At 68.0% G+C, this 25422-nt stretch carries 17 protein-coding genes; 7 read left to right on the top strand and 10 right to left on the bottom strand.

Annotated features, from left to right (window positions below):
• Nucleotides 1-449 (top strand): sterol desaturase family protein (locus GOAMI_RS21375; protein WP_006438709.1); only part of this gene is annotated, 449 nt, incomplete at its 5' end.
• Between the two features lie 232 nt (nucleotides 450-681).
• Here the strand turns inward: GOAMI_RS21375 and GOAMI_RS21370 are convergent.
• The 5 genes from GOAMI_RS21370 to GOAMI_RS21350 form a co-directional block, all read right to left on the bottom strand.
• Nucleotides 682-1320 (bottom strand): potassium channel family protein, encoded by a 639-nt coding sequence (locus GOAMI_RS21370; protein WP_040005088.1) that lies wholly within the window; start codon nucleotides 1318-1320, stop codon nucleotides 682-684.
• Nucleotides 1321-1339: 19 nt separating this feature from the next.
• Nucleotides 1340-2611, bottom strand: a complete 1272-nt coding sequence (locus GOAMI_RS21365) for a TrkH family potassium uptake protein (protein WP_243829140.1) — start codon at nucleotides 2609-2611, stop codon at nucleotides 1340-1342.
• Nucleotides 2612-2815: 204 nt separating this feature from the next.
• Nucleotides 2816-6442 carry a murein biosynthesis integral membrane protein MurJ gene (locus GOAMI_RS21360; RefSeq protein WP_006438706.1) on the bottom strand — a complete coding sequence of 1209 codons (3627 nt, stop codon included), beginning with the start codon at nucleotides 6440-6442 and terminating at the stop codon, nucleotides 2816-2818.
• A gap of 341 nt (nucleotides 6443-6783) precedes the next feature.
• Nucleotides 6784-9417, bottom strand: coding sequence for a DUF6049 family protein (locus tag GOAMI_RS21355; protein ID WP_006438704.1), 2634 nt, complete (start codon nucleotides 9415-9417; stop codon nucleotides 6784-6786).
• Between the two features lie 103 nt (nucleotides 9418-9520).
• Nucleotides 9521-10717, bottom strand: coding sequence for an NUDIX hydrolase (locus GOAMI_RS21350; protein WP_040005086.1), 1197 nt, complete (start codon nucleotides 10715-10717; stop codon nucleotides 9521-9523).
• A 227-nt stretch (nucleotides 10718-10944) separates the two neighbouring features.
• Between GOAMI_RS21350 and GOAMI_RS21345 the strand changes: the two genes are divergently transcribed.
• The gene (locus tag GOAMI_RS21345) at nucleotides 10945-12387 is read left to right on the top strand and encodes a CCA tRNA nucleotidyltransferase (RefSeq protein WP_006438702.1); all 1443 of its coding nucleotides are present in this window, start codon (nucleotides 10945-10947) and stop codon (nucleotides 12385-12387) included.
• 19 nt (nucleotides 12388-12406) lie between these two features.
• On the opposite strand, the gene GOAMI_RS21340 is transcribed toward GOAMI_RS21345, so the two are convergent.
• Nucleotides 12407-13333 carry a diacylglycerol/lipid kinase family protein gene (locus GOAMI_RS21340; protein WP_006438701.1) on the bottom strand — a complete coding sequence of 309 codons (927 nt, stop codon included), beginning with the start codon at nucleotides 13331-13333 and terminating at the stop codon, nucleotides 12407-12409.
• A gap of 48 nt (nucleotides 13334-13381) precedes the next feature.
• On the opposite strand from GOAMI_RS21340, the gene GOAMI_RS21335 reads away from it, so the two are divergent.
• Nucleotides 13382-13963: a TetR/AcrR family transcriptional regulator gene (locus GOAMI_RS21335; protein ID WP_040005084.1), complete on the top strand. Its 582-nt coding sequence runs from the start codon at nucleotides 13382-13384 to the stop codon at nucleotides 13961-13963.
• Between the two features lie 13 nt (nucleotides 13964-13976).
• Nucleotides 13977-15509 carry a glycerol-3-phosphate dehydrogenase/oxidase gene (locus GOAMI_RS21330; protein WP_006438699.1) on the top strand — a complete coding sequence of 511 codons (1533 nt, stop codon included), beginning with the start codon at nucleotides 13977-13979 and terminating at the stop codon, nucleotides 15507-15509.
• On the opposite strand, the gene GOAMI_RS21325 is transcribed toward GOAMI_RS21330, so the two are convergent.
• From GOAMI_RS21325 to GOAMI_RS21315, 3 genes are read right to left on the bottom strand one after another with little or no spacing between them, the layout of a single operon-like run.
• Nucleotides 15496-18621: an MMPL/RND family transporter gene (locus GOAMI_RS21325; RefSeq protein WP_006438698.1), complete on the bottom strand. Its 3126-nt coding sequence runs from the start codon at nucleotides 18619-18621 to the stop codon at nucleotides 15496-15498. The genes GOAMI_RS21330 and GOAMI_RS21325 overlap by 14 nt on opposite strands.
• Before the next feature lie 60 nt (nucleotides 18622-18681).
• Entirely contained in the window at nucleotides 18682-19344 is a 663-nt protein-coding gene (locus tag GOAMI_RS21320) for a TetR/AcrR family transcriptional regulator (protein ID WP_006438697.1), read from the bottom strand.
• 37 nt (nucleotides 19345-19381) lie between these two features.
• On the bottom strand, nucleotides 19382-20473 hold the full coding sequence (locus tag GOAMI_RS21315) for an aminotransferase class V-fold PLP-dependent enzyme (RefSeq protein WP_006438696.1): 1092 nt from the start codon (nucleotides 20471-20473) through the stop codon (nucleotides 19382-19384).
• 104 nt (nucleotides 20474-20577) lie between these two features.
• Between GOAMI_RS21315 and GOAMI_RS21310 the strand changes: the two genes are divergently transcribed.
• Nucleotides 20578-21129 carry a hypothetical protein gene (locus GOAMI_RS21310; protein WP_006438695.1) on the top strand — a complete coding sequence of 184 codons (552 nt, stop codon included), beginning with the start codon at nucleotides 20578-20580 and terminating at the stop codon, nucleotides 21127-21129.
• Here the strand turns inward: GOAMI_RS21310 and GOAMI_RS21305 are convergent.
• Nucleotides 21110-22441 carry an MFS transporter gene (locus GOAMI_RS21305; protein ID WP_040005083.1) on the bottom strand — a complete coding sequence of 444 codons (1332 nt, stop codon included), beginning with the start codon at nucleotides 22439-22441 and terminating at the stop codon, nucleotides 21110-21112. The genes GOAMI_RS21310 and GOAMI_RS21305 overlap by 20 nt on opposite strands.
• An 83-nt stretch (nucleotides 22442-22524) precedes the next feature.
• Here GOAMI_RS21305 and GOAMI_RS21300 point away from each other — a divergent pair, with 83 nt between their 5' ends.
• Nucleotides 22525-23202: a YqgE/AlgH family protein gene (locus GOAMI_RS21300; RefSeq protein WP_040005082.1), complete on the top strand. Its 678-nt coding sequence runs from the start codon at nucleotides 22525-22527 to the stop codon at nucleotides 23200-23202.
• 153 nt (nucleotides 23203-23355) lie between these two features.
• The gene (locus GOAMI_RS21295) at nucleotides 23356-25404 is read left to right on the top strand and encodes a CocE/NonD family hydrolase (protein ID WP_006438692.1); all 2049 of its coding nucleotides are present in this window, start codon (nucleotides 23356-23358) and stop codon (nucleotides 25402-25404) included.
• Nucleotides 25405-25422 lie beyond the last annotated feature (18 nt).

Below are 25422 nucleotides of genomic sequence, written 5' to 3'. Positions count from 1 at the left end.
CGTCACCACTGCTCGGCGTGCCACCGGCCCTGGTGTTCTTCGCGTACTCGCTGAACCTCATCTACGAGTTCTGGATCCACACCGAGCACATCGACAGGATGTGGGCGCCGTTCGAGTACGTGTTCAACACCCCGTCGCATCACCGGGTGCATCACGGACGGGATCCCGAGTACCTCGACCGCAACTACGGCGGCGTCTTCATCATCTGGGACCGGATGTTCGGGTCCTTCACGCCGGAGGTACGCCGCCCGCGCTACGGACTCACCAAACCGGTGGACACCTACAACATCTGGACGCTCGAGACGCACGAGTATGCCTCGATCGCCCGCGATGTGAAGTCGACGACGAGCTGGCGTGCCCGCGTCGGCTACATCTTCGGCCCGCCCGGGTGGGCGCCGAGCATCAGCGGACACGATCCCGAACCGGCGGTGTCGGAGCGCCCGACCTGACCACGTCTCACTGCTGCCGAGGGCGATGACATCAGCATGCGCGGACGGACCGACCGGCGGCGGGCCAGGGCTCGCTGCGGATCATCCTCAAGCCGAGAATCAACGTGAAATGGGTCGACATCAACGCAGGTGATCGGGGCGTTTGCTGAGGTTCCCCAGACGGACTGGTCGCGGCGTTCGGCGCCGTGGCCGCCGGCGGAGAGGGTCTGGGTCTCTGTCGCTCACAGGCATTTCAGGTCTGTTCCGCGAATCGTTCGGCATCGCGGACCTTTCCAGAGACGATGATGGTGTCACCGGGGGAGAGAATGGTGTCGGCGGTGGCGTAGGTGAATCCTTCGCCGGGGCGTTTGATTGCGACCACGGTGACACCGAACTTCGAACGGATGGTGGTTTCGGCGAGCGGGCGGCCGAGAGTGAAGGATGGCGGGGAGGGTTTCACCATCGCGAACTCGTCGTCGAATTCGATGTAGTCGATCATGCGACCACGGACAACGTGGGCGACCCTTTTACCCATGTCGTGTTCGGGCCGCACCACATGGTGGACCCCGATCTGGGTGAGGATCTTGGCGTGGGAGTGGCTGATCGCTTTGGCCCAGATGTTGGGGACGTTCAGATTGATCAGTGCGGAAGCGGTGAGCAGGCTCGCTTCGAGGTCGGAGCCGATCCCGACGACGGCGCGGTCGTATTCGTCGACGGAGAGTTGCCGTAACGATTCCTCGTCGGTGGTGTCGACCACGGCGGCGTGGGTGAGGCGGTGTGCGAGCTTTTGCACCACCGACTCGCTGGCGTCGAGGCCGAGTACCTCAGTGCCTTGGTTCATCAGTTCGAGGGCCAGCGACTTGCCGAAGCGTCCGAGTCCGAGTACGACCACGACGTCGGAGGGTGTTTGCCTAGCCAATGAAGGGCCTTTCTGTGGGTAGTTCGTAGCGCCGACTTCGCTGGCGCGCTGCGAGAGCACTTACGAGGGTGATGGGTCCGATGCGGCCGAGATACATCAGCACGATCAGCAACAGTTGTCCCCAGTGCGGAAGTGCGGCGGTGATCCCGGTCGACAGTCCGACGGTCGCGAAGGCCGAAGTGACCTCGAACAGTAAGGCGTTGAGGTCGAAGGTGGTACCGGCAAGAAGCAGCACGGTCGGTACGACCACGAGGGCGATGCCGATGGCTGCGACCGTGAGGGCCTGACGCTGAAGGCGCGGATCGATACGTCGGTCGAACACCGTTACTGATTTCTCTCCTCGGACTTCGGCGATGATGACGACGAGCAGCACCGCGAAGGTGGTCACCTTGATTCCGCCTGCGGTGCCGCCACTGCCGCCGCCGATGAACATCAGCACATCTGTGATCAACAGGGTCGCGTCGTCCATCTGCGCATAGTCCACGCTGTTGAAACCGGCAGTGCGTGGCATCACTCCCTGGAAAGCAGCGATGAGCAACTTCGAACCGAGGCCGTGGTGCTGCAAGGTGCCGAACCACTCCAATGCCAGCACCGATCCGAAGCCGGCCGCCAGTAGGATCGCGGTCATCACGATGGTCAGGCGGGTGTGCAGGCTCCACCTGCGTGAGTCGTAGCTTGAGCGGTTCTTGCGGACTCGGCGTCCGATCTCGAACAGGACGGGGAATCCCAATCCGCCGGCGATGACCGCGATCATCAGCGGCAGACAGATCCACGGGTCCTCAGCGAAACCGATCATGTTGTCGCTGTACAGAGCGAACCCGGCGTTGTTGAACGCTGAGATCGAGTGGAACACACCAAGCCACAGTGCGCGTAGAGGGGTTTGGTCGTAGCCGAGGGCGAACCGGGCCGTCAGCGCCGCAGCGATGACCGCCTCGAACAAGAGGCTGACCCGTACCACCCCGATGACCACGGAGCGAACGTCGCCCAGCCCCGATGCGCGAACCTCGGCGGCGGTGTTGAGTCTGGCTTTGAGGCCGATCCGGTTCGCCAGTAACAACCCGACCAAGGAGGCCATCGTCATGATTCCCAGACCGCCGATTTGGATCAGCGCGAGGATCACGCCTTGCCCGAACCCGGACCAGTACACCGGTGTGTCGGTGACGATGAGTCCTGTCAGGCACGTCGCCGATGTAGAGGTGAACAACGCGTCTACCAGGCTCGCACCTGCTCCGGTATCCGTGGCGACAGGCAGCATCAACAGCATCGTCCCCGCCGCGATGGCGGCCGCGAATCCCAACGCAACCACGCGAGTCGGGGTCAACACTGCGCGAGCCGCGGTACGCCGAACAATCACCCAGGGGCGTACACGGAAAAGGGCAGTCACGACCGCTCACAGTAGACCTTCCCGCAGTACACCGTCACGAGATGTCGCGAGCTCCTGGATGCTGGTCGGCCGCGAACGAGTCGGTCAGCCCGCCATCGTGACGCGGCTGATCTCGGCCTGATAGCCGCCGGCCGCACTGGGAAGGGTGGTGATCCAGACCATCACGTAGCGGCTGGCCTGCGGAGACGCGATCTCGATCGTCGTCGGGTTCTGGGCGACGCGCCCCGCGGCGACCGGCGTGGTCCGGGCGAATGCGGGCTTCGCGTTCGGCGAGGTGCGGACCTCCACGTCGAAACCCGGGGTCGGGGACTCGATGGTCACCGACTTCACGGCCCGGTCACTGCCGAGGTCGAACATCAGGCCCAGGCCCTGCTTCAGACCGCCGAAGTCGGGTCGCCCCCGATAGTTGTCGGTCTCCCATGGCGGCGCGGCGCCGGTGATGACGTTGCCGACGTTGGCCGAGTTGTCCGGCGGCTGTGACGAGAAGTCGGTCACGGACACCGACTGCAACGGGATGTCCTGGGCGGGCGGGGCCTCGGTGGGCGCCTTTGCGCCCGGCGTCTGCTCACCCGGCGTCGCCGGCTCCGTCGTGGTCAGGATCGAATCGATGTCGCTCGAGCCGTCACCACTTCCGAAGACGTTGGTGGCCCCCACGATCAGCGCGATGACCACGAAGATCGCGAGGAGTCCCGCACCGACGAGCAGCGCGAGGTTCTTTCTCCCCGGCTTGTGCTCGGTGCCGCCGACACGTGAGGTGACCGTGACCGGCGGCGGGGCGTCGGCATCGGTGATCGCGGGGAGCATGTCGGTGTTGAGGTCTACGACGGTGGCCTGGTCGAGGACGTGCTGGACCGTCGCAGCCGTCCGGATCCCGCGGGTTCCGTCGAGCGCGCGCGCCGCGACCGCCGAGATCTCGAACGGGATGTCGGGCTTGGCCGCCCGCGGTTCCAGCGGCTGACCGTTCTCGCCCGGCGCGGCCACCGGGATACCGCCGATCGGTTCGGTGACGTCGTCGGTGGTGACCAGACGTGACCCGTTGTCGGGATCGAGTGTCCACCGGTTCAGCAGCAGTGCGTACAGCACCGCACCGAGGCCGCGGACGTCGGAGGCCTTGTCGTCCCCGGCGAGCGTGCCCGGGAAAGCGAGAACCGCGTTGCCGTCGTGGCTGATACGGATGCGATCGGGGTGGTCGATCGACAGCGCACCCCCGGAACGATGAGCGATCTCGGCGGCGGCCGCCAGCGAACGCACGGCTCGCGCCGCGCCGATCGGCGATGGTTGCGTCCGGGCGACGTCGGCCAGCGACGATCCGGGCACCCACTCGGCGACGACGATCCCGCCGGAGGATCCGCGCACCACGTCGAGGACTCGCGCCACCCCGTCGGAGGTGATCTGTCCGAGCCGGAGGGTGCGTGAGAGGACGGCCTGAGGTCCCTGGTCGGTCGTCTTGACGGCCTGGCCGCGTTCGAGCGGTGGTGCGAGTTGGTCGGCGTCGACGAAGGTCAACGCGACCTCTCGGTCGAGGTTGATGTCCTGGGCGCGCCAGAACTGCAGGCCGCGGGTGCCGCCGTGCTGTTCGAGCAGGCGGTAGCGACCGCCGGCGACCGCGGCGCCCGGGATGAGTCGTGGACCGCGCGGACGGGCGGAACCGCCCGGTGCGGCGGCACCGGCCGCGTCGGGAGTCTGGGCGCCGGGAGACTTGGCGTGAGTGGGCGCGTGCGGAGCCTGCGGTTCGCCGGGGCCGGATTCGACGGGCGACCCGGTGGGCACACTTGTGTCGATCTCGCTGTCACTCACGCGACGGACTCCTTTCCTCCGGTATCTGATGTCGCGCGGAACCGGTGCACGCTCTGGGATGGGATGCACACCCCGGCCCGCGCCGATCGCGCCACCGGAATGTACGGAGTACGACTGCCACGTCGCGGTACCCCTGTCGAAGCGGCGTAGCACCTGTACCTGACCAGAGTACGGGAGCGATTCGTCTCCGGAGACGCGCGGAAACTGAACTGTGATCGCCGGGGACTGTTCACGTTCGGGCTCCGCCGGCGGTGCGAGCGCCGGAATGAACCGACCGAGGAGACGGCGTACCGCGTTGCTGATGGCGACCACGTCGGGCACCCGCGCGGCGGCGAGGCCGGCGTAGGTGACCGTCAGCACCACACCTGCGGTCAGGATGAGGTACAGGACCGAGCCGACCTTGCCGAACCAGCCGATCATGTGGTCGAGACCGGAGATCCTCGCGATCGCCCAGACCGCCGCCGAGACGCTCAGTGAGACCGCGATGGTGACCAGCGTGGTGCGGGCGACGTTCGACAGCCGGGCGCCGTGCAGACGGCTGCGCAGCAGGAAATGTCCGACGACCGCGCCGACGAGGTAGCCGAGACCGTTGGAGAGGGCCAGCCACCGCACGACGTTCGACGGGTCGTCGAACAGGACGGGACCCAGGTACGACGACGTCACCTTGACGACCGTGATGCCCAGGGCGATGAACGTCGGGGTCCAGGCGTCCTCGCGGGCATAGAACACGCGCAGCTGGACGAGCGTCATCGAGTACGGGATCAGCGTGAACGCGCCCCAGGCGAGCACCGAACCCAGCTGGGCGGCGTCGGAGGCGTCGAACCGGCCGAAGTTGAACACGGCGATCGCGATCGCCGGCCCGAAGAAGGTCATGAACGACACGACGGGCACCAGCGCGACCATCGTCAGCCTGGTGGCCAGCGACAGGTCGTCGACCACGGCCTTCGTGTCGTCGGCGGCCGCGTTGCGCGACAGTCGCGGCATGATCGCGGTCAGGATGGTCACGCCGAGAACGCCGTAGGGCAGCTGCAGCAACTGCCAGTGGGTGAAGTAGATGCTGACGCCCGAGGCCTGCGCGGAGGCGGCGATCCGGTAGGTCGCGATCAAACCGACCTGCAGCAGCGCGACGTAGGCGACGATCGCCACGGCCATGTTGCCGAACTGGCGCAGACGCGCGTCGATGCCCCACTCCAGTCGCAGGTGCACCCCCGCCTTGCGCAGGAACGGCACCAGGATCATCGCCTGGAGTACGACGCCGAGGGTGCAGCCGATGCCGAGGACGAGCAGCTGCGGATCGCTCATCCGGACCGGGTTGAGCGTGATCTCCCCCGGTACGAGGGCGTACAGGACGAGCGTCGTGATCTGGACGACGTTGTTCAGCACCGGCGCCCACGCACCGGGTTTGAACAGGCCGCGTAGGTTGAGGATCGCGATGAACAGAGCCGAGAGACCGTAGAACAGGATCTCCGGTAACAGCAGGTACGCGAGATGTGTGGACAGATCCCGGTTGACCTGCCCGTCACCGAGGTTGAGGTAGGTCAGCAGCGGCGCGGCGATGACCGCGAGCACGGTCGCGGTTCCGAGGACGACGACCGTGATCGTGAAGATCCGGTTGATGAACCCCTGGCCCCCGTCGGGATCCTCGGCCTCGGCGCGGGCGAGCAGCGGGATGACGATGGCCGTCAGCACCGCGCCCAGCACGACCTCGGCGATCATGTTCGGCAGCACGTCGGCGGCCTGGAACGCCGAGGCGATGCCCGATCCCAGCATGGCCAGGATCAGCACGGTCCGCAGGAAGCCGGTGATGCGACTGAAGAGGGTGGCGATCGCGATCGAGCCACTTGTCCGCAGGATGCTCGAGTCGGAGTCACGTGCCAGACCGGTCGACGACGCCCCGTCGTCGCCGGCGGTCACCTTCTTCGACGAGCCGGTGTGGACAGCGTCCGTCTCACCACTGTGTCGTTCGCGGTATCCGGCGGCATCGAGCCGACCGGGACGAGCCGCCGGCGGGGCGTCGACGCGGACACCACCGGGTACGGGGCCAGGGACGTGCCGGGCACCGGGGTGGTGCGGTGGCGGCGCCGGTCGGCCGGGACGGGGCGGCGGCGGTACGGGCCCGGAGCCGGGCGGAATCCGGCGGGGAGCGGCGCGTTCCGGACGCTGGGGAGGCACCGCACCGGGTGTCCCCGGCCGCGGTTCGCGCGGCTCATCGTTCCAGTTCACGTACTGTTTCGCCGTCCTCGGGTTGTGCTCGATCAGGGGTCGTGCGGGTGGTCTTCCGGCTCCTCGCCGGGCGGCCGACCCTCGCCTTGCAGGGTACGGCGTCGCTCCTGATACCCGCTTCCCGCCAGCATTCGCTCGAGTTCGTCGGGTTCGGGACGGTCGGCGTCGGCGGGGTCGGGCTGACCGCGGAATCGGTGCCACAACCTGCGGGCGGTCAGCAGCACGAGCGCCACGCCCGCGACGATCGTGATGTAGAACAACGGCTTGCCGTAGGCGTTGGTGTGCACCTGGAGGGTGATCGGCTGGCCGAGTGGCACCCCGGTCACCGTGGCCAGTCGGATGTCGATGGTGATCGCCTCGGACGTCTCACCACGTGTGGGGAGCTGGATCTGGCGTGTTCCGCGGGCCGGGATCTCGATCACCCCGAGATCGCCGATCTCCACACCTTCGGGTGCCGACGTGGTCAGGCGGGCACGGACCGGCAGGGCGAGGTCGTTGCGGACGGCCAGCAGAACGGGGCTGCGTTCGGAGGCCAGCGTGTAGCGGCCGCCGGGGTCGAGGATCGTCACCGACTGACCGAGCCGGTGCAGGGTCGACGCGACAGCGTCGACGCGCTCCTCCTGGAGCCGGCGCAGATGCGTGTAGACGGCGGATCCCTCGGCGTCGGGGGACCTGATGGCGCGCAACTGGTCCTCACGCAGGGGCGACATGTACCGCTCCGGGGTCGCCGCGACATCCGCCGACCGGACCAGCGCGCCCTCGAACTGCCAGCTGTCCTCGACGTTGCGCCGGATGGCGGCGGTGGCCTGCGTGGTGAGCACGGATCCGAGGCGGCCCACCGGTCCCACACCCGGCGGGTTCGTCAGGCGGCCGGTGGCGGTCGTGGCGCCGAGTTCCTGGACGAGGGTCGGCAACGGTGTCGGGGTCGCGGCACCCGACTCGAGCAGCAGGCGGGCGGTCGCGAACAACGCATCCGAATCGGCGACCGTCGGGGACCAGTAGGTCGGCGGGACGAGGAACGCTGATCGGCCCACCACCGGATTGCGGGGCGTGGAACCGTCCTCTCCCGAATCCGGTTCCGGCGCCGCGATCGCCGGATAGGCCAGTGCGGCGAGAGCACTCTGGCGCCGGCTACCGACCGATTCGTCGGTGAGGTCCACCTGCTGTGAATCGGGTGTGAGGGCCGGCGTGCGCGGCGCGGTGCCGATCGCGGCGAGCGAGGCCGTGATCGGTGCGTCGAAGGTCTGAGCGGTGAGGCGTCCGACGCGGTACCGACCGGTGTCGTCGCGGCGGCCGGTCGGGACGACGGAGTTCGACGCCAAGGCGGTCGACGTCATCCCGGCCTGCGCGAGGGCGTCGGCACCGGCGTCGTCGATCGCGCCGAGAGCGGGCACCGACAGTCCACGCACGCTCCGGACGTCCAGGATCACGTCGACGATGTCGGCGGGACCACGCAGTGCGGCCTCGGTGAGTCCCGGGATGCCGATCCGGCTGAGCGAGGTGAGATCGGCCTGGGCGAACGGCAGGGCCACCACGCACATCCGGCTCGCGGTCCAGCGCAACGCATCGAGCCAGCGTTGAGCGACGTCGGAACCGTTGCCCCGGCGGGTGGCCGAGGTCGGGTCGGCGGGGTTGGTCGACACCTCGTAGCCCAGGGACATGGCGCGGACGGTCACCAGGAGGTCGGGGTCGATGGCCAGGCACATGCTGTCGGCGAGCTTCTCCGAACCGGGCATCGCAGCGGGCGTCGGTTCCGACGAATCCGCGGCGGCGGGCTCGGACGAGGGCGGGCCGGACTCCTCCCGCGGTGGTTCCCCGACCACCTTCTGGAGTGCCGTGAGCAGCTCGTTCAGTCGCCCACCGGTGTCGAGGGAGCGGGCCATGTCCTCGTTGATGAGACGGACGGGTTCGGTGTTGCCGCCGAGGACTCCGGGGGCGAGCTGTGGCGGTGCGGCCAACGGCCAGAGCAGGGTCATCCGGGCCGGTCTGGCGAGGTCGGCGGAGATGGAACCGTCGGGTCCCAGGCCGGGGACGGCCGGCGATCCCGTGTCGTCGGTCGTCGGGTCGACGTAGTCGCGGGCGCGGATCTCGTCGGGCGGCAACGAGAGGACCGGCAGCAGCATCCGCGATCCCGCGACCTGCGCCGCGTTGCCGTAGTCGGGGGTGCCGTTCACGTTGACCTGCATCGGGTAGACCCCGGTCTCGGAGATCCCGAGTCCCCGGCCGTCCGGCCCGGAGCCGGCGGACAGCGCCATGGACATCCGGAAGCCGACGCTCTCCCCCGGTGCGAGGGACTCGCTGAGCGCCTCGAACGGGCCCGCGACGGCGACCGCGGGGTCGTCATCGGCGAGCTCGGTGCGCAGTCCCGACGCAGCGGCGACCGCATCACCGCGCTCGAGTCGGATGGACAGGTTGCTGATCGAGCGGTCGCCGATGTTGTCGACGCGACCACTCACCGTCACCACCGGACGGCTGGTGGTGGTGATGATCGACGGGGTCATCGAGTCGATGACGATGCGCGCGAACCGCGGCGTCGACTGCTGTGCGGCGCCGGCCGACCCGGTGGCATTCGTCTCGGGCACGGCGGAAGCCGGTGCTGCGACGCCCGGCAGGGACAGCAGTGCGACGATCCCCAGCACCGCTGCCAACGCGGTCACGATCTGCACCCGCCGGGGTCGGAGGATCCCGCCGCGACCATCGTGACGTCGCTCGGGTCCGCGGCGAGAGAGTCGGGGGAACGGACCGGACCGGGCAGGCAACTGACGCGGGTCAACCATCGCCGGCCGCGGGCCGTCGGGGACGGCGTCGGCGCCGGCGGGGACGAGCCGCAGGCGGGGGCTCGTTGCGGCGCTGATTGCGCGCTGCGGCGGCTTTCTCATAGGCGTTGGGTTCGGTGCGAATGCTGTCGGCCTCGGACTGGGCGAGCCGGGTCGGGTCGGCGGCGAGATCGGCGATCACACCGCGGGCCATCCGGGCGAGTCGCCGCTCGTCAGAGTACGTGAGGCGACGCGGCAACTCGTGCAACGGCACCCACGCCACCTCGCTGACTTCGTAGTCGGCGTCGGACAATTCACCACCGACACAACGCAGCAGGTAGTGGTGCACTGTCTTGTGGATGCGACGACCCTCGCTCACGAACCAGTAGTCGATCTTGCCGAGCGGTGCGACGACCGTGCCCTGGATCCCGGTCTCCTCCTCGACCTCCCGGATGGCGGTCTGCTCGGCGGTCTCGCCCGTCTCGATGTGCCCCTTGGGCAGTGACCACATCATCCGGCCGCGACGATCCACCCGCCCGATCAGTGCGGCGGACAAGTCGTCGATGGGCCGCCCGAGATCGGAGATGACGAGTCCGCCGGCCGAGGTCTCCCGTACGGTCCGCAGCTTGTCGGTGTTCGTGCGATCGGCGGTCCGGTCGGCGGTGCGATCGGCCCGCGCGGAGCGGCGTCGACCCTTGCCGTTCTTTCCGGTCGCCTGCGTCAGGCCCTTGGTGGTGATGGTCGCCGTGACCGTGGCCATGTCCGAGGGCTTGGGTGGCGTCACCCGGGGACGTGCGCGGTCGGGGTCGACGGGCAGCTTCTCCACCGACTCGGCCTCGACGGGGTCGGGGCATGCGGGATCGGCGGTCCGGGCGCGCACGAGATCGTTCGGCGTGGGCCGGCCGGTCGTCGGCGCCGGTGGCGTGGCCGGATTGTGCTGTTTGTGGGTGCCGGGTTTGTGGCCGTTCGGTGTCGGCCCGCTCTGCTTGGAACCGGACTGCTTGTGTCCGGCGGCGGCGTGACCACCGCTGTTGTGCGCAGTCGCGGTTCCGCGACCCTCGCCCTTGCGCTGTCCTCGACGGCGCCGGCCACGGCGGGTACGACGTCCCTGGCCGGATTGGTTCTGACCTGCCTGTCCGGTGCCGTCCCCACGCGAACCCGACGAGACGTCGCTGACGTCTGAAGGGTTGGTCGAGGAATCGGTGGACACTCCACGATGCTAGCGGCATGTCACCTGCAGTTTGCCCGGACGCCTCGTAGTGCGAGAAGGATGTGGACGCCCGGCCACGGAACCCACGGACACGGTGTACGACGGATATCGACAGGTGACCACGACCCGGCCGTGGGCCGGTCTCCTCCACGGCGTCGATGCCGCGGGTGACGACGGTAGGGTGGCAAGCCGTGAATGACTCTTCTCCGTCGGATGTACGGCCGACGGTGTCGGATCCGGACCGCAAGGTGCGGCTGATGGCCGCGGCGGCGATAGCCCTCCGGGAGCTCGACGACGTCCTGGCTCCTCTCGGTGAGCTGTTCGCGTCGGCGGGTCACGAGTTGTACCTGGTCGGCGGCTCGGTGCGCGACGCCGTGCTGGGCCGCCTCGGCAACGATCTGGACTTCACCACCGACGCGCGTCCCGAACAGGTGTCCCGTCTCCTCAAGGGGTGGGCGGACGCGTTCTGGGATGTCGGGATCGAGTTCGGCACGGTCGGCGTCCGCAAGGGCGACCACCAGATCGAGATCACCACATTCCGCGCCGACACGTACGACCAGGTCAGCCGCAATCCGGAGGTCACCTTCGGCGAGACCCTCGAAGACGATCTCGTCCGCCGCGACTTCACCGTCAACGCGATGGCCGTGCGTATCGGTGCCCGGGGCGCCGAGGACTTCTGCGATCCGCTCGACGGGATGACCGCGTTGCTGGCCGGTGTCATCGACACCCCGGCGACACCGGAGCAGTCCTTCGGCGACGATCCGCTGCGGATGCTGCGTGCCGTCCGCTTCATCTCCCAGCTCGGATTCCGGCTCGCGCCGCGCGTGTGGCAGGCCATCACCGAGATGAACGGAGAGATCGACCGCATCACCGCCGAACGTATCCGCGCCGAGCTGGACAAGCTCATCTGCGGTGAGTTCCCGATCGACGCGATCGACGCGATGGTCGATACGGGCCTGGCGGAGCGGGTGATGCCGGAGATCCCCGGGATGAAGCTCACCATCGACGAGCACCACCAGCACAAGGACGTCTACCAGCATTCGCTGACCGTCCTGAAGCAGGCGATCGACCTCGAGGAGGGCGATCCCGACCTGATCCTGCGCTGGGCGGCACTGCTCCACGACATCGGCAAACCCGCGACTCGACGCCACGAACCCGGCGGCGGGGTGAGCTTCCATCACCACGAGGTGGTCGGAGCCAAGATGGTGCGCAAGCGGATGAGAGCGCTGAAGTATCCCAAGGCTGTCGTCGCCGACGTCGCGGACCTGGTGTTCCTGCACCTGCGGTTCCACGGATACGGCGACGGTGCCTGGACCGATTCCGCGGTGCGGCGCTATGTCAACGACGCCGGTCCCCTGCTCGACCGGCTCAACAAGCTGGTGCGAGCCGACTGCACCACGCGGAACAAGCGCCGCGCCCGCCGGCTGCAGCAGAACTACGACAACCTCGAACAGCGGATCGCAGCGCTCAAGGCGGCGGAGGATCTCGAGAAGGTTCGTCCCGACCTCGACGGCAACGCGATCATGGAGATGCTGGGCGTGCCGCCCGGCCCGATCGTCGGCCAGGCCTGGCGGCATCTGAAGGAACTCCGCCTCGATCGTGGGCCGCTGAGCCACGAGGAGGCCGAGCAGGCTCTACAGGAGTGGTGGGCGTCCCGCGGACAGAAGTAGGCGCGGCGAGAAGAGGGTGTCAGCTCCCGGAGTGATGCCGCGCCGCCGGCGTGAGCACCTCGATCGCGCGCGGGACCGCCTCGAACACCGCGGGCAGTTCGCCGACGAGATCGCCGTCGACGGACACCAGTGCGGGCGGATCGCAGTACAGCTCGACCTCTGAGCCGCGCATCGTCTGGACCAGGGGGTGATCGACGTGCTTGCCGGTGAACACCTTCGGGAAGACGCCGGCGAGCGTCGGTCGGGCCAGGCGCGGCGGGTTCTTCGCAAGCGTGACGTCGAGCAGTCCGTCGGACACCGATGCCGTCGGGGTGATCCGCATCCCGCCGCCGTACGACGTGGTGTTCCCGATGGCGGCGAAGATGAGGTCGGCCTCGACGGTGTCGTCGTCGACACGGACCTGATAGTGCCGGGACCGCAGGGCGATGAGTTCGAGCAGCGCGGCGATCGTGTAGCGCGCCTGGCCGCGGGGCCAGCGCATGTCGATGGCGCGTGCGGTCACCGCCGCGTCGAAACCGGTGGCGGCGACCGTGGCGAACAGCGCGGTCCGGCCGTCGGGGAAGCTGACGCGGCCCAGGTCGACGGGCTCCCGGTGGCCGCCGAGAATCACCTTGACGGCTTCGGCGGTGTCGAGCGGGATGCCGAGATTGCGGGCGAAGTCGTTGCCGCTGCCGGCGGGGATGACGGCGAGGGGCTTGCCCGAGCCGATGCTGGCCTCCACCGCGAGCCGGATCGTGCCGTCCCCGCCTGCGACGGCCAGGACGTCGGTGTCGCCCCGGGCGGCCTTTCCGGCGAGGTCGGCGGCGTCGGCCATGTCCTCACCGACGATGACCTCGACCTCGATCTCCTGAGCCCTCAGAAGATCGGCGGCGTGATGGGCCACGCGCAGGCCGGTTCCGTGCCGCGCGTATGGGCTGGCCACGATCGTGGCGTGTTCGATGGTCATCTGGTCGGCCCCCCGCCGATTGAGTGATCCGTTACAGTGTTACACATCATGTCAATCCGTAACGAGGAGATCGGGGATCTCGTTCTGGACGCAGCCAGGGTCTGCCTGCTGCGTAATGGCGGTCGCAAGGTGACCGTCTCCGAGGTCGCCCGCCGAGCAGGGGTGAGTCGTCCCACCGTCTACCGGCGCTGGTCCGACATCACCGAGATCATCCGTGATCTGCTCACCCGCGAGGTTCTCACCATCGTCGACGAGGTGGTCGGCGAGCGCGGTGAGCCCGAGGACCTCGACGCACTGGCCGACCAGGTGGTGACGGTGGTCGGGGCGTTGCGCGACAGCGAACTCATCTCGTCGCTGTGGCGTGAACAGCGCGACTTCATGGCGCCCTATGTGTTCGAACGTCTCGGCACCAGTCAGCAAGGGATGCTGGCCCTGCTGGCGGACATGCTCGCGCACGGTCAGGGTCGCAAACAGGTACGCGCCGGCGACGCCAAGCGGATGGCGTCGATGGTGCTGTTGATCGCGCAGAGTTTCCTACAGTCGGGCGCGCTGGTGTCGGACATCCTGGCCGAGGGATGGGGTACCGAACTCCACAGCGTGGTCGTCGGCTACCTGCGACCGGTGCCGTGAGGGTGTCGTTCTGATGGCCACGTTGTCCGTTCGAACCCGCCGACGGGCTCTCGAGTCGCTGGCGTCGACCGCCGAACCGGTCGACCTCCTCGTCGTCGGCGGCGGGATCACCGGTGTCGGTGTCGCGCTCGACGCCGCCACCCGTGGTCTCCGTGTCGCCCTCGTCGAGCAAGGCGACCTCGCGTCCGGCACCTCGCGGTGGAGCAGCAAACTCGTCCACGGCGGACTCCGGTACCTCGCGAAAGGTGACGTGCGGATCGCTCGGGAGAGTGCTGTCGAGCGACACCATCTGATGACGTCGATTGCCCCACACCTGATCTCGCCGCTTCGGCAGATCCTTCCCGATCGTGGTGAGCGCCAGACCTCGATTCTCCGCGTCGGTATGCGTGCGGGAGATCTGTTGCGCCGCACTGCGGGAACGTCGAGCTCGCTGTTGCCGCCGCCGTCGCGGATGTCGGTCATGGAGACCCTCGGGCGGTGCCCGACCCTGTCGCCGGCCGGACTCCGCGGCGGTGTGTCGACCACCGACGGCCAGTTGATCGACGACGCGAGGCTCGTCGTCGCCGTGGCGCGCACCGCGGCCGCGTACGGCGCGTTGATCTGCACGCACACCCGAGCCGATCGGGTCGACGGTCGGGGTGCCACGCTCACCGATCTCTTCTCGGGGGAGAGCTTCGACGTCGGCGCACGGATGGTGGTGAACGCCGCCGGGGTGTGGTCCGGATCGGTCGACGACTCGATCGCCGTGCACCCCAGCCGCGGAACACATCTCGTCGTCGACGCGGCGACCTTGGGCAACCCGACCGCCGCGCTGACCGTACCGGCGGGAAATTCGTTGTCCCGGTACGTCTTCGCCTTGCCCGCCCAGTTGGGTCGCGTCTACATCGGAATCACCGATGTCGCTGCCCCGGGCCCGATCCCGGATGTCCCCACCCCGGACGACGCCGAGATCGACTTCCTGCTCGACGGGATCAACCCGGCACTGACACGGCCTCTCGATCGCTCCGACATCACCGGCGTGTTCGCCGGTCTGCGGCCGCTCATCGACGAGCGCGGGACCGCCGATGGCGTGGCATCGGAAGGCCTCGCGGACGTCTCCCGCCGGCACCACGTCCGAGTTCGCGGCGACGGCCTGGTGACCGTGCTCGGGGGCAAACTCACCACCTACCGCCGGATGGCCGAGGATGCGGTCGACGCCGCCCTGGCCACCACCGAACTGACCGCGGGTGAGTGTGTCACCACCACGACCGCGCTGGTCGGAGCCCTGCGCGACCCGCGTGAGTCGCGACTCCCACCGTCGCTGGTCGCGCGCTTCGGCGGCGAGGCGCCGACGGTCGTCGAGTCGGCCACCGTCGACCGACCGCTGGAGCCGGTCGCGCCCGGTATCGACGTCACCCGCGCCGAGATCGAGTTCGCGGTCACGCACGAGGGGGCCGTCGACGTCGACGACGTCCTGCACAGGCGGACGCGGATCGGGTTGGTCCGGCGCGACGCGGACCTGGCCCGGCCCGAGATCGAGACGATCGTGGGCGTCACACTCGCCTGACATCGCCGGCCGGCGCCGCTCCGACCGGCGAGGTCGCCTGTTGGCGGTGTGGTGCGCACTGGTGGGGCCTTCTCGGCCACCAGTTCACGGTGCCGAGCTTCGCCGCGATGAGGGGGACGACGATTGTCCGGACGACGAACGTGTCCAGCAGGAGGCCCATTCCGATGATGAAGCCCGCCTGCACCAGCGTGGACACCGACCCGGCCATGAGCCCGAACATGCTGCCCGCGAAGATGATCCCGGCCGAGGTGATCACGGAACCGGTCTTGACGATGGTGCGCAGCACACTGACCCTGGTGCTCGTGATCGACTCCTCCCGCAATCGCGAGACCAGGAGCATGTTGTAGTCGGCGCCGACGGCGACGAGGACGATGAAGGCCAGCAGGGGAACCGTCCAGTGGATGGATTCGCCCAGGATGTACTGGAAGAACACGACTCCCACTCCGAGTGTTGCGGCGTAGTTGAGTACCACGGTCATCAACAGGTAGAGCGGTGCCACGAGCGCGCGGAGTAGCGCCATCAGGATCAGTCCGACGATGAGGAGCGTCGCAAGGGCCAGTACCCAGAAGTCCCTGGTCATCAACTCCTGGAGGTCGGAGTTGATCGCGGGGAAGCCCGCCATGGAGACCTCGGCGGCGTCGAGAGTGGTGTTGGGCAACGCGCTTTCGGCGACGCCCTGGATCCGCTCGCTGAGACGCATCGCGTCGGCCGAGTAGGGATCGCTGGATGTCTGCACGATGAATCGGACGGTCTTGCCGTCCGGAGAGACGAACTGCTGTGCAGCATAGGCAAATCGGTCGTCGTCGAAGGCGTTCGGCGGTAGGTAGAAACCGACGGCCGAATCGGTGCCGCCGACGTCTCGTGAGGCTGCGCGTAGCTGGGTGGCGAGCTGTGACATGCCCCCGAGCATGTCGAGATTCGAGTCGACCAGGGATCGAACCCCGTCGGCGAGGAGTCCGGCCCCCTCGGCCAGCTGATGTACTCCGCTCTGTAACTGTGTCAGCTGTCCGGACAGGTCGGCCGGGATCGAACCCACCGTCTGGTTCAATGAATTTGCCGCACTCTGCAATCGGCCGACGACCTCAGATACCGGGGTGTCTGCGGACTGAAGATCGTCGCCGAGCCGGGCCATGTCGGTGAAGAGCCCGCTGCGGTGTGTGCGCACCAGATCGCTTGCCCGGGTGCGGAGCTGGACACACGTCGGCACAGCGTCGCACCAGGGCATGTCCAATTGGGGCACCACAGGCGCGAGTGCGGTGATCGCGTTGTCGACGCTTTCCGCTGCCGACCGTAGCGAGTTGCTCGTACGCATCAGGTTGTCGATCGCGGGTGCGTTGTCTGCCAGCACCGACAACAACGGTTCGTACTGTGACAGAGCCGAACCCGTGGATTGCACCTGGGTCAGCAACGGTGCGAGTGGTGCGAGGCCCTCGCTGATCTGCCGATCGAGGAGTGCCAGAGCGTCCGCAAGTTGGTCGGCCCCGCCTGCGAGGGTCTCCAACTGGCCACGTCGGGAATTGCCGGCATCGACGGACTTCTGCACCTCGTCGCCGATTCGAGCGTTCTGCCAGGGCAACTCGGCCTGTTCGAGACGGGAGCCGGTCGGTCGGGTTATCCCGACGACTCTGGTGACCCCGGGCATCTGCGCGACCCGCGTCGCCATCTGCTCCAAGTCGGCGAGTCCGCGTGCGGTGCGCATGTCCCGAGGTGACTGGATCAGGAGGAACTCCGCGATCACGGTATCTCGCGGAAAGTGGCTGTCCAGCAACGCGTAGCCGAGGTTGCTGTCGGATTCGGCGGGCTGACCGGCGCGGTCGTCGTAGGTGACCTGCATGGTCGCGGCCACAGCGCTCAGCGCGAGGAGCGCGACCATGCTGACGGCGAAGAGGGGGACCGGTCTGCGAATCACCAACACACCCACCCTGTTCCAGTACTTCCTGGTGAGTTCGGTGCGGGGCAGACCGATGCCGCGGCGCGCTGCCGTGGACAGCAGAGGTGGCAACAAGGTCACCGTTGCGGCGAACCCCACGACGACCGCGACCGCGCAGGCGGGACCGACCGACGCGAATGCACTCAACTTCGCGAGAAGCATCGCGAGGAACGCCAGGGCGACAGTCGCCGCCGAGGCGAGGATGACTCGTCCGATCGAGGCGGCGGCGTCGACGATGGCGTCGTCGGGATCCATGCCCTGTCGGAGTCTTTCGTGGAATCTGCTGATGAAGAAGACCGAGTAGTCCACACCCGCGCCGAGCAGGATCGCCGTCATGAACGCAATGGTGAACTGGGACAGCGGGAAACCCGACTGGCCGAACCACGACAGCAGTCCTCGGCCCACCGCGAGGCTCATGCCGACGACGATGAGCGGGAGAAGCGCGGTGAACACCGAGCGGTAGACGATCAGCAGGATCGTCACGATCAGCGCGATCGTCGCCAGGGTGATCACGGTCAGATCGGCTTCGGCGGTGGTGATCTGGTCGCTGAAGGTGGCGGGCGGTCCGGTGACGTGCACCGACGTTCCGGTGCCGTCGAACGCCTCCCGCGCGATCTCCCGAACCGCTTCGATCGCCAGAGTGGAGGTGGTGCCGCCGATTGTTCCGGCGACGCCGACCGGCAGGTACCACGCTTGCCCGTCCGCGCTGGTGGCCTGACGCGCAGTCCGGGGATCACCGACGAGGTCACGGACCGACAGCACGTGCTCGGAATCGGAACGTAGCCGGTCGACCATCGTCTCGTAGCGATCCCGGACGGTTTCGGACAGTCCTGCCGGGTTCTCCATCGTGACGAAGACAGAGTTGGTCGCGCCCTTCTCGTCGAAGGCCTCCCCCATCCGGTCCAGGGACTGGAAGGACGCGACGTCGCGGGGTAGCGGATCGAGCGACTGCTCTCGGACGACGGCTTCCAGCTGCGGGAACAGGATCGCGAGCGCAGCCGCGGCCGCGATCCACGCCCCGACCACGGCGAGTTTGTGTCGCAGTGTGAACCGAGCGAGCCGTTCCAGGGTCCGGCTGTACTCGCCACGTCCCTGCGGTTTCGGCTGCCGGCCACCGGCCGGGGGCGGCACGTGATCGGTCTTGCTGACAGCGTCCACGACGACCTCCCCGATCCGATACATACTGGATCGCAACGCTACAGGATGTATCGAAACTTGCGAAGGGGGTCGACGCGCGGGAAATCAGGACTTTCGGTGGGCTGCGAGGAAGTCGTCGACGATCCGCTCACGATCGGCTGCGGTCAGGGTCAATATCCCGGAAAGGCGGGCGAAGACCAGCGGACCGGCGAGTTGCAGGACAGCCAGGTCGTGGTCAACGTCCCCGAGCTCGGCCTGTGCGATGTCGGTGTCGAGGAAATGGTCGAGTGGTGCGCGATACTGGGCGATGACCCGCTCCCGCAACTCGGCCAGTCGGCGTTCGCGATCGGTGGTGTGCTCCGGCGAGTCGGTGCTGATGGCCAGCCAGGCCAGCACGGTCGTGTGCATCGGCGCGCTGTCGGCGAGCGCGGCGTTCTGGTGCATCAGTTCGACGAGCTGTTCACGTAACGAGCCGGTGAGTTCCGTGGGTTCGATCGGGTCGGGAAGCAGACGGTCGAAGGCCGCCGCGAGCAGATCACCAGTGGTGCCGAAATGCCGGTACAGGGTGGTTCGCGCGACCTTGGACGCACGGCTGACGGCGTTCACGGTCACCGCTTCCACTCCACCGCTCTTCAGCAACGACACCGCCGCGTCGACGAGTCGTGTTCGGGAACGCACCCGACGCGGATCTTCGTCGTCACCGAGGTCGTCTCTCGGTTCGGGCATGTCGTCGCTGCGGCGCGGAGCGCCGTCTTCGTCGGATTTCACGTGGCCGTCCTGGATCCCTGAGAGGCTGATCGATCTGTCAATAACCCATGGTGCGCAACGCATCTGCGAGACGGTCGAGGTCTTCTCGCTGTACGTCGAGGTGTGGGCTCAGCCGGAGGACGGGCGTCTCGGTTGCCAGCGGGGCACGCCAGGCGTCGGCCGCGGTGACCAGGATGCCGAGCGAGAGCAACTTGTCCCGCGCGGCGGCCACGTCGTCGAACTGCCAACCGGGGGGCGGCGCCAGGGTCACGATCGCCGACGGCTCGTCGAGGGGTTCGAGGACCTCCCAGCTGGCGATGCCGTGCAGCCGCTCGCGGGTGGCCTTGCCGATCGTCGCCAGCTCACGAAAGACCCGTTGTTGTCCGATGTCCAGGAGTTCGCGGACCGCGATCCCGAGTCCGAGACGGCCGGCGATGAAAGCATCTGATCCGTCGATCTCGACCGGCCGCAACGAGTCTCGGCGTACCGCGACGAATCCGACGCCGCGCGGGCCGGTCAGCCACTTGCGGCTGGTGCCGTAGACGACATCGGCGCCGGTCACGGTGGGGACGTGACCGACCGACTGGGCCATGTCGACGACCACGGGCACGCCGGCTCGGTGGGCGAGTTCGACGATCCGCGCGACCGGCTGCACCGCGCCGGACATCGACCCGATGTGGCAGACGTGGATGAAGTCGGGCTGCTCGAACTGCAGCATGTTCTCGAGCGCATCGGTGTCGATGTGGCCGTACACGTCGCCGTCGGGCATGGTGTGCACGGCGTAGCCTCGACGCTCGAACTCCTCGAGGTTGGGGCCGAACTCGTTCTTGGCCACCCAGACCGTCGAGGTGACGGGGAGACTCCAGTTGGTGAGCAGTGCGCGCAGTGCTGCACGGGCGCTCTCGCGGAAGATGATCTCGTCCGCCGTGTGCCCGAGCAGTGCGGCGAGATTGCGTGTGTCGCGGGCGATTTCCTCGGCGCGATCGTCGGCGGCGACGTAGGAACCGCGCTCGGTCTCACGCCACAGATGCGCGGTCATCGCACCGATCACCGCGTACGACGATCGGCCGGCGGAGGCGGAGTCGAGATGCGCGAGGGCTGGTTTCAGCCGCGCTGCATGCCATTGCTCGCCGAGGTCGCTGACGTACATAGGGCCTCAACCTACCGGGTACGGACGGTCTCGGTCACACGCCGGGTGTGATGGGGCATGCGATCGATGGAACCGGGCGGGGTGGTGCTTGCGTCCAAGAACGCATGGACCCGGTGATCGAGTATCTCTTCGGGCCCGGCGACGGTTCGACGACGCGCTGGTCCACTCCTGCAGACGTCACTCTCGGCGATGCCGGGCCCGACGCGGTGCGGCTCGATTTCGACGGTGACGGTCGGCGCGACGACGCGATGTGGGACACCGACGCCGACGGCATCGCCGACGCGGCCGCGCTCGACACCGATGACGATGACGTGCCGGACGCGTTCTACCGCGATTCCGGCGCGGGTCTGTGGGATCGGGCTGTTGCCCGTGACGCCCTGGGTGCTGGTGCTCCCCACGACCCGGCGCCCGAGGACCACACCCCGGGTGAACCCGACGGATCACGCCTCCGGAGACTCGACCTGGACGCGGACGGAGACACCGATGCCGAACTGGTGGGGGCGGAGAGGGGCGGTCGGCTCATGGCCGAGAGCCTGTACGTCGACACCGACGACGACGGCACGACCGACACGGTGGTGGTGGATCTGAACGGGGACGGGGTCGCCGACGCCGCCTACGACAAGCGCGATCCGCGGTTCACGCGGCGGGGTCGGTGAGGGCCTGCGGGCCGGCTGCCGGCTCGCCGACCGCTTCGGCGCGGTTGTACAGGGCACGTACCGCCACCATGCCCACGAGGTACAGCGTCACACCGAGGACGACGAGCACGGTGGCATGACCGTCGACGGGGATCGCCACGGCCGCCACGGTGACTGCACCGACGTAGGCGATGTTGAACACCGCGTCCTGCACCGAGAACACCTGACCTCGCACCGCGTCGCCGACGTCGACCTGCATCGCGACATCGCCGCACAACTTGGCGACCTGACCGATCAGCCCCAGCACGAACGCCGACCCACAGATCACCGCGAAGTGGAACCCGAGGACCGTGAGCTCGGCGATCGCCCCGATGGCCAGCGCGCACATCAGCGTCACGTACCGCCCGACGCGGGCCACCGCGATCGGGGTGACCAACGCGGCGAGGAGGGCACCGGCTCCGGTGAACCCGATGACGAGGCTGACACGGTCGAGCCCGTCGCCGGGTCCCATCTGCCGCGTCAGCACCAGGATCATGAGCGTGTTCATGCCGAACACGAGCCGATGGGCGCCGATGGCCGTGAGTGCGGCCGCAACGGTCTTGTGGTGCGCGACCGCCCGGGCGCCGTGCCACAGACCCACCGACACCGCGTGGAACGCCGACCTGCCCGGGTCGTCGGGTACGTCGGGACCCAGCTGCAGCGGTCGGAATCGGTGGGCCAGACCGCCGGACACGACGGCGAGTGCGATGCCTGCCAGCATGGTGAGCGCACTGCCCGAATTGTCGTCGCCGAAGATCGCGCGCAGACCCAGTGTGATCCCGAGCCCGACGCTCAGCATCGCGCCACCGAGGGTGGTGAACAGCGCATTGGTCGCCACGATCACCTCGCGCCGGGCGACGTGCGGGAGTCCGGCGGACAGGCCGGCGGCCACGAACCGGCTCGCGCCGGTGGCGGCGAGCGCCGAGATCAGCACCACGACATCGGGGGCCCCGGAGGCGACCGCGATCGCGACGAGTCCGATGATCGCGCCGCGCAACAGGTTCGCGTACAGCAGCACATTGCGTCGATCCCAGTGGTCGAGCAGTGCTCCCGCGAATGGTCCGATGAGCGAATACGGCAACAACAGCACCGCGAGACCCCCGGCGACGGCGAGCGGATCCGCGTGGCGTTCGGGGTTGAAGAGGATGCTTCCGACGAGTGCGGCCTGGAAGATCCCGTCGGTGACTTGGCTGGAGAGACGGACGAACAGCAACCGTCCCAGGCCTGGTGAATGACGGAGCGAATCGATGAACACCGACCAGCCTCGGCGGCGGCTCACCTCGGTGCTGTTCACTTGTTCAAGCGTACTCACCGACGGGTTGCCGGTCCGTCGACTGGGGCGTGCCCGGGACTCGACGGACGTGCGATGATGGCTGAGTGGCGGGCGGTGACGACCCAGACGATCCCACACCGGAATTCCGCTCCGGGGATCCTTCGGCGGGCAGCGGTGGCGGTGGCCGCATGCCAGGGGTCCCGTGGGATGCGGATCCCACCCATCGCGTCCGGCCCGGAACCGCACTCATCGCGTCGACCGATCTCATCGAGCCGACCTTCGCGCGCACGGTCATCTATGTCATCGAGCACAACGAGGCCGGCAGTCTCGGCGTCATCCTCAACCGCATGAGCCAGACCGCGGTGCACAATCTGCTGCCCCAGTGGACGGACATCGCGGCGTCCCCGCGCGCGCTCTACGTCGGCGGTCCGGTCAAGCAGGACGCGGCACTGTGCCTGGGCGTCATGAAGCACGGTCACCACGTCGAGGACCATCCCGCTCTGCGGCCGGTCGACGGCCGCGTCGTGCTCGTCGATCTCGACGCCGACCCGGAACCGCTCGCCGAGGTGCTCGAAGGTGTGCGCATCTTCGCCGGCTACAGCGGATGGGGTATCGGTCAGCTCGACGACGAGCTCGACCAGTTCAGCTGGATACTCGCCTCGGCACTCCCCCGCGACCTGCTCGCCCCGCCCGCAACCGACGTCTGGTTCGACATCCTCCGCCGGCAGCCCTGGCCGCTGCCGCTCCTCGCGACGCATCCCATCGACCTCAGCCTCAACTGACCCCCGCTCCTTGAGTAGCCCCGGAGCTTGCGGAGGGGCGTATCGAAAGGACTCGTGACCCGCATCACTCCCGATGCTAAGTTGTGATCGCTTGATCGGATTTCGCCGCGACCACGCTCGGGCCGTCGCGGCGCATCACACGCGGGGGTGTGCATGGGCAGGTCGTCGAGAAGCGTTCGTCTGCTGGCGGGGGTGATCGCACTCGTCGCGGCGCTGGTCGCGCCGACCGCGGTCGCGGGTGCCGCACCGAGCGGACCCACGGGTGGGGCCGCCGCCGCGCGCTGGGCCGCGGGCCACGACGGCCCGCAACCCTATGCCGGCGTGAACGTCAGCTGGGACGTGCCGATCAGGATGAGTGACGGGACCGTCCTACGCGCCAACGTCTACCGGCCTGCTGATGCCCGCGAACGACCGACGTCGACGAAGACGCCGGTCATCGTCAACATGACCCCGTACACGAAGCTGATCACCACGGTCGGTTCCGCGGTCACGCAGCATCCGGTGCTCGAGCCGTTCCTGCTGCAGATCGCCCGGTCCATCAACCTGTCCGGCACCCCGATCGACGGCATCAACGACATCGCGCACACCCTGCGCGACGGGGGCGCCAAGACATTCCTCGTCGACTTCGACCTCGTCCGCAGCGGCTACACACAGGTCGTCGTCGACGTGCGCGGAACCGGCTTCTCCCAGGGCAAGTGGGACGTCTTCCAGGACCGCGAGCAGCGCGACACCGTCGAGGTCATCGACTGGGCGTCGAAGCAGCGGTGGTCCAACGGCAAGGTCGGCATGTCCGGTGTCTCCTACTCCGCGATCAACCAGATCCAAGCCGCCAACAAGAACCCGAAGGCACTGAAGGCGATCTTCCCGGTCGAACCGGGCGGTGATCTCATCCGAGACATCGTGGCGCCGGGTGGGGCGTTGGGTGTCGGCTTCCTGCCGCTGTGGCTGACGCTGGTCAACACCACGAAGATGATCCCGAACGTGGCGTCGATGCTCAACGGCACCTTCGACTGGAAGTGGCTGGCCGACCGGATCTCCGACCCGCTGACCTTCTATCCGCAACTCTTCGCAGCACTGCTCACGCCCGACGTCGCGTCGGTGCCGCCGGAGCTGAAGGCGTTGCTGGAGAACAACTCCGAACCGCGTTCTGCCTGGCTCGACCGTGCCGAGAACATCACCACGCCGACCTTCATCTACGGCGGCTGGTTCGACCTCTTCACCAACTCCGAAGTCCGCATGTACAACAAGATCCCGCTGCCGCCGGGCCGCAAGCAGCTGATCATGGGCGACGGCTATCACCTCACCATCGGCGGCGGACAACAGGGACGCGACGGCACGCCGCCGCGACTCGACGTGCTGCAGAAGGCATGGTTCGACAAGTGGCTCAAGGGAATCGACAACGGCATCGACTCCTATGGTCCGGTGAACCTCAAGCAGGTGGGCGATTCCTGGATCACCGCCCGGCAGTTCCCGCGCGCCGGGATGGAGCGTCAGCGCCTCTATCTGAGCGACCGGCGTAGCGGCACCGCGGCACACGCGGTCCGCGACGGCAGCCTGACGACGAAGGCCCCCCAGTCACGAGCACGCATGACCATCGCACCCGGGCTCGCACCCATGTGTTCACGCGACGCGGCACAGCAACTGGCCGGTGCGCTGGCGATCTTCCCGTTCTGCGCCGACGATGCCCGAATCTCCGAACGCGCGGCACTGTCGTTCACCACTCCCCCGCTCACGACGACCCGCAGCGTGTCCGGGTATTCCAACATTCGGCTGAACACCGTGCTCGACGCCACCGACGGCTACTGGACGGCCACCCTCAACGACGTTGCGCCCGACGGCACGTCGAAGGTGATCTCGTCGGGACAGGTGATGGCGTCGCTTCGTGGATACGACCGCGCGGCATCGCAATTCGCGCCGAACGGTGACGTGATCGACCCGTTCTACGACCTCACACTGTCGTCACGGCAGCCGGTGGCACCGGGGCGTCCGGTCAGCATCGACATCGGGCTGCTGCCCACCGAGGCGATCGTGAAGCCGGGCCATCGCCTGCGGGTCGACGTCTTCGCGATGAACTTCCCGCGCGGTCTGCCGCTACGCCCGCTGCTGAACGAGTCGGGCCTGAAGCCGCAGCACATCCAGCTCGACCCGAACCGGCCGAGCTTCGTGAACCTGCCGCTGTCGACGCCGATCGGCGCCGGTTGAGCCGCGTCGAAACCTGAG

The sequence above is a fragment of the Gordonia amicalis NBRC 100051 = JCM 11271 genome, assembly GCF_000332995.1.
Lineage (GTDB): Bacteria > Actinomycetota > Actinomycetes > Mycobacteriales > Mycobacteriaceae > Gordonia > Gordonia amicalis.
Note: the sequence above shows the minus strand (reverse complement) of the source record. Positions and strands in the feature narration are given on the sequence as shown.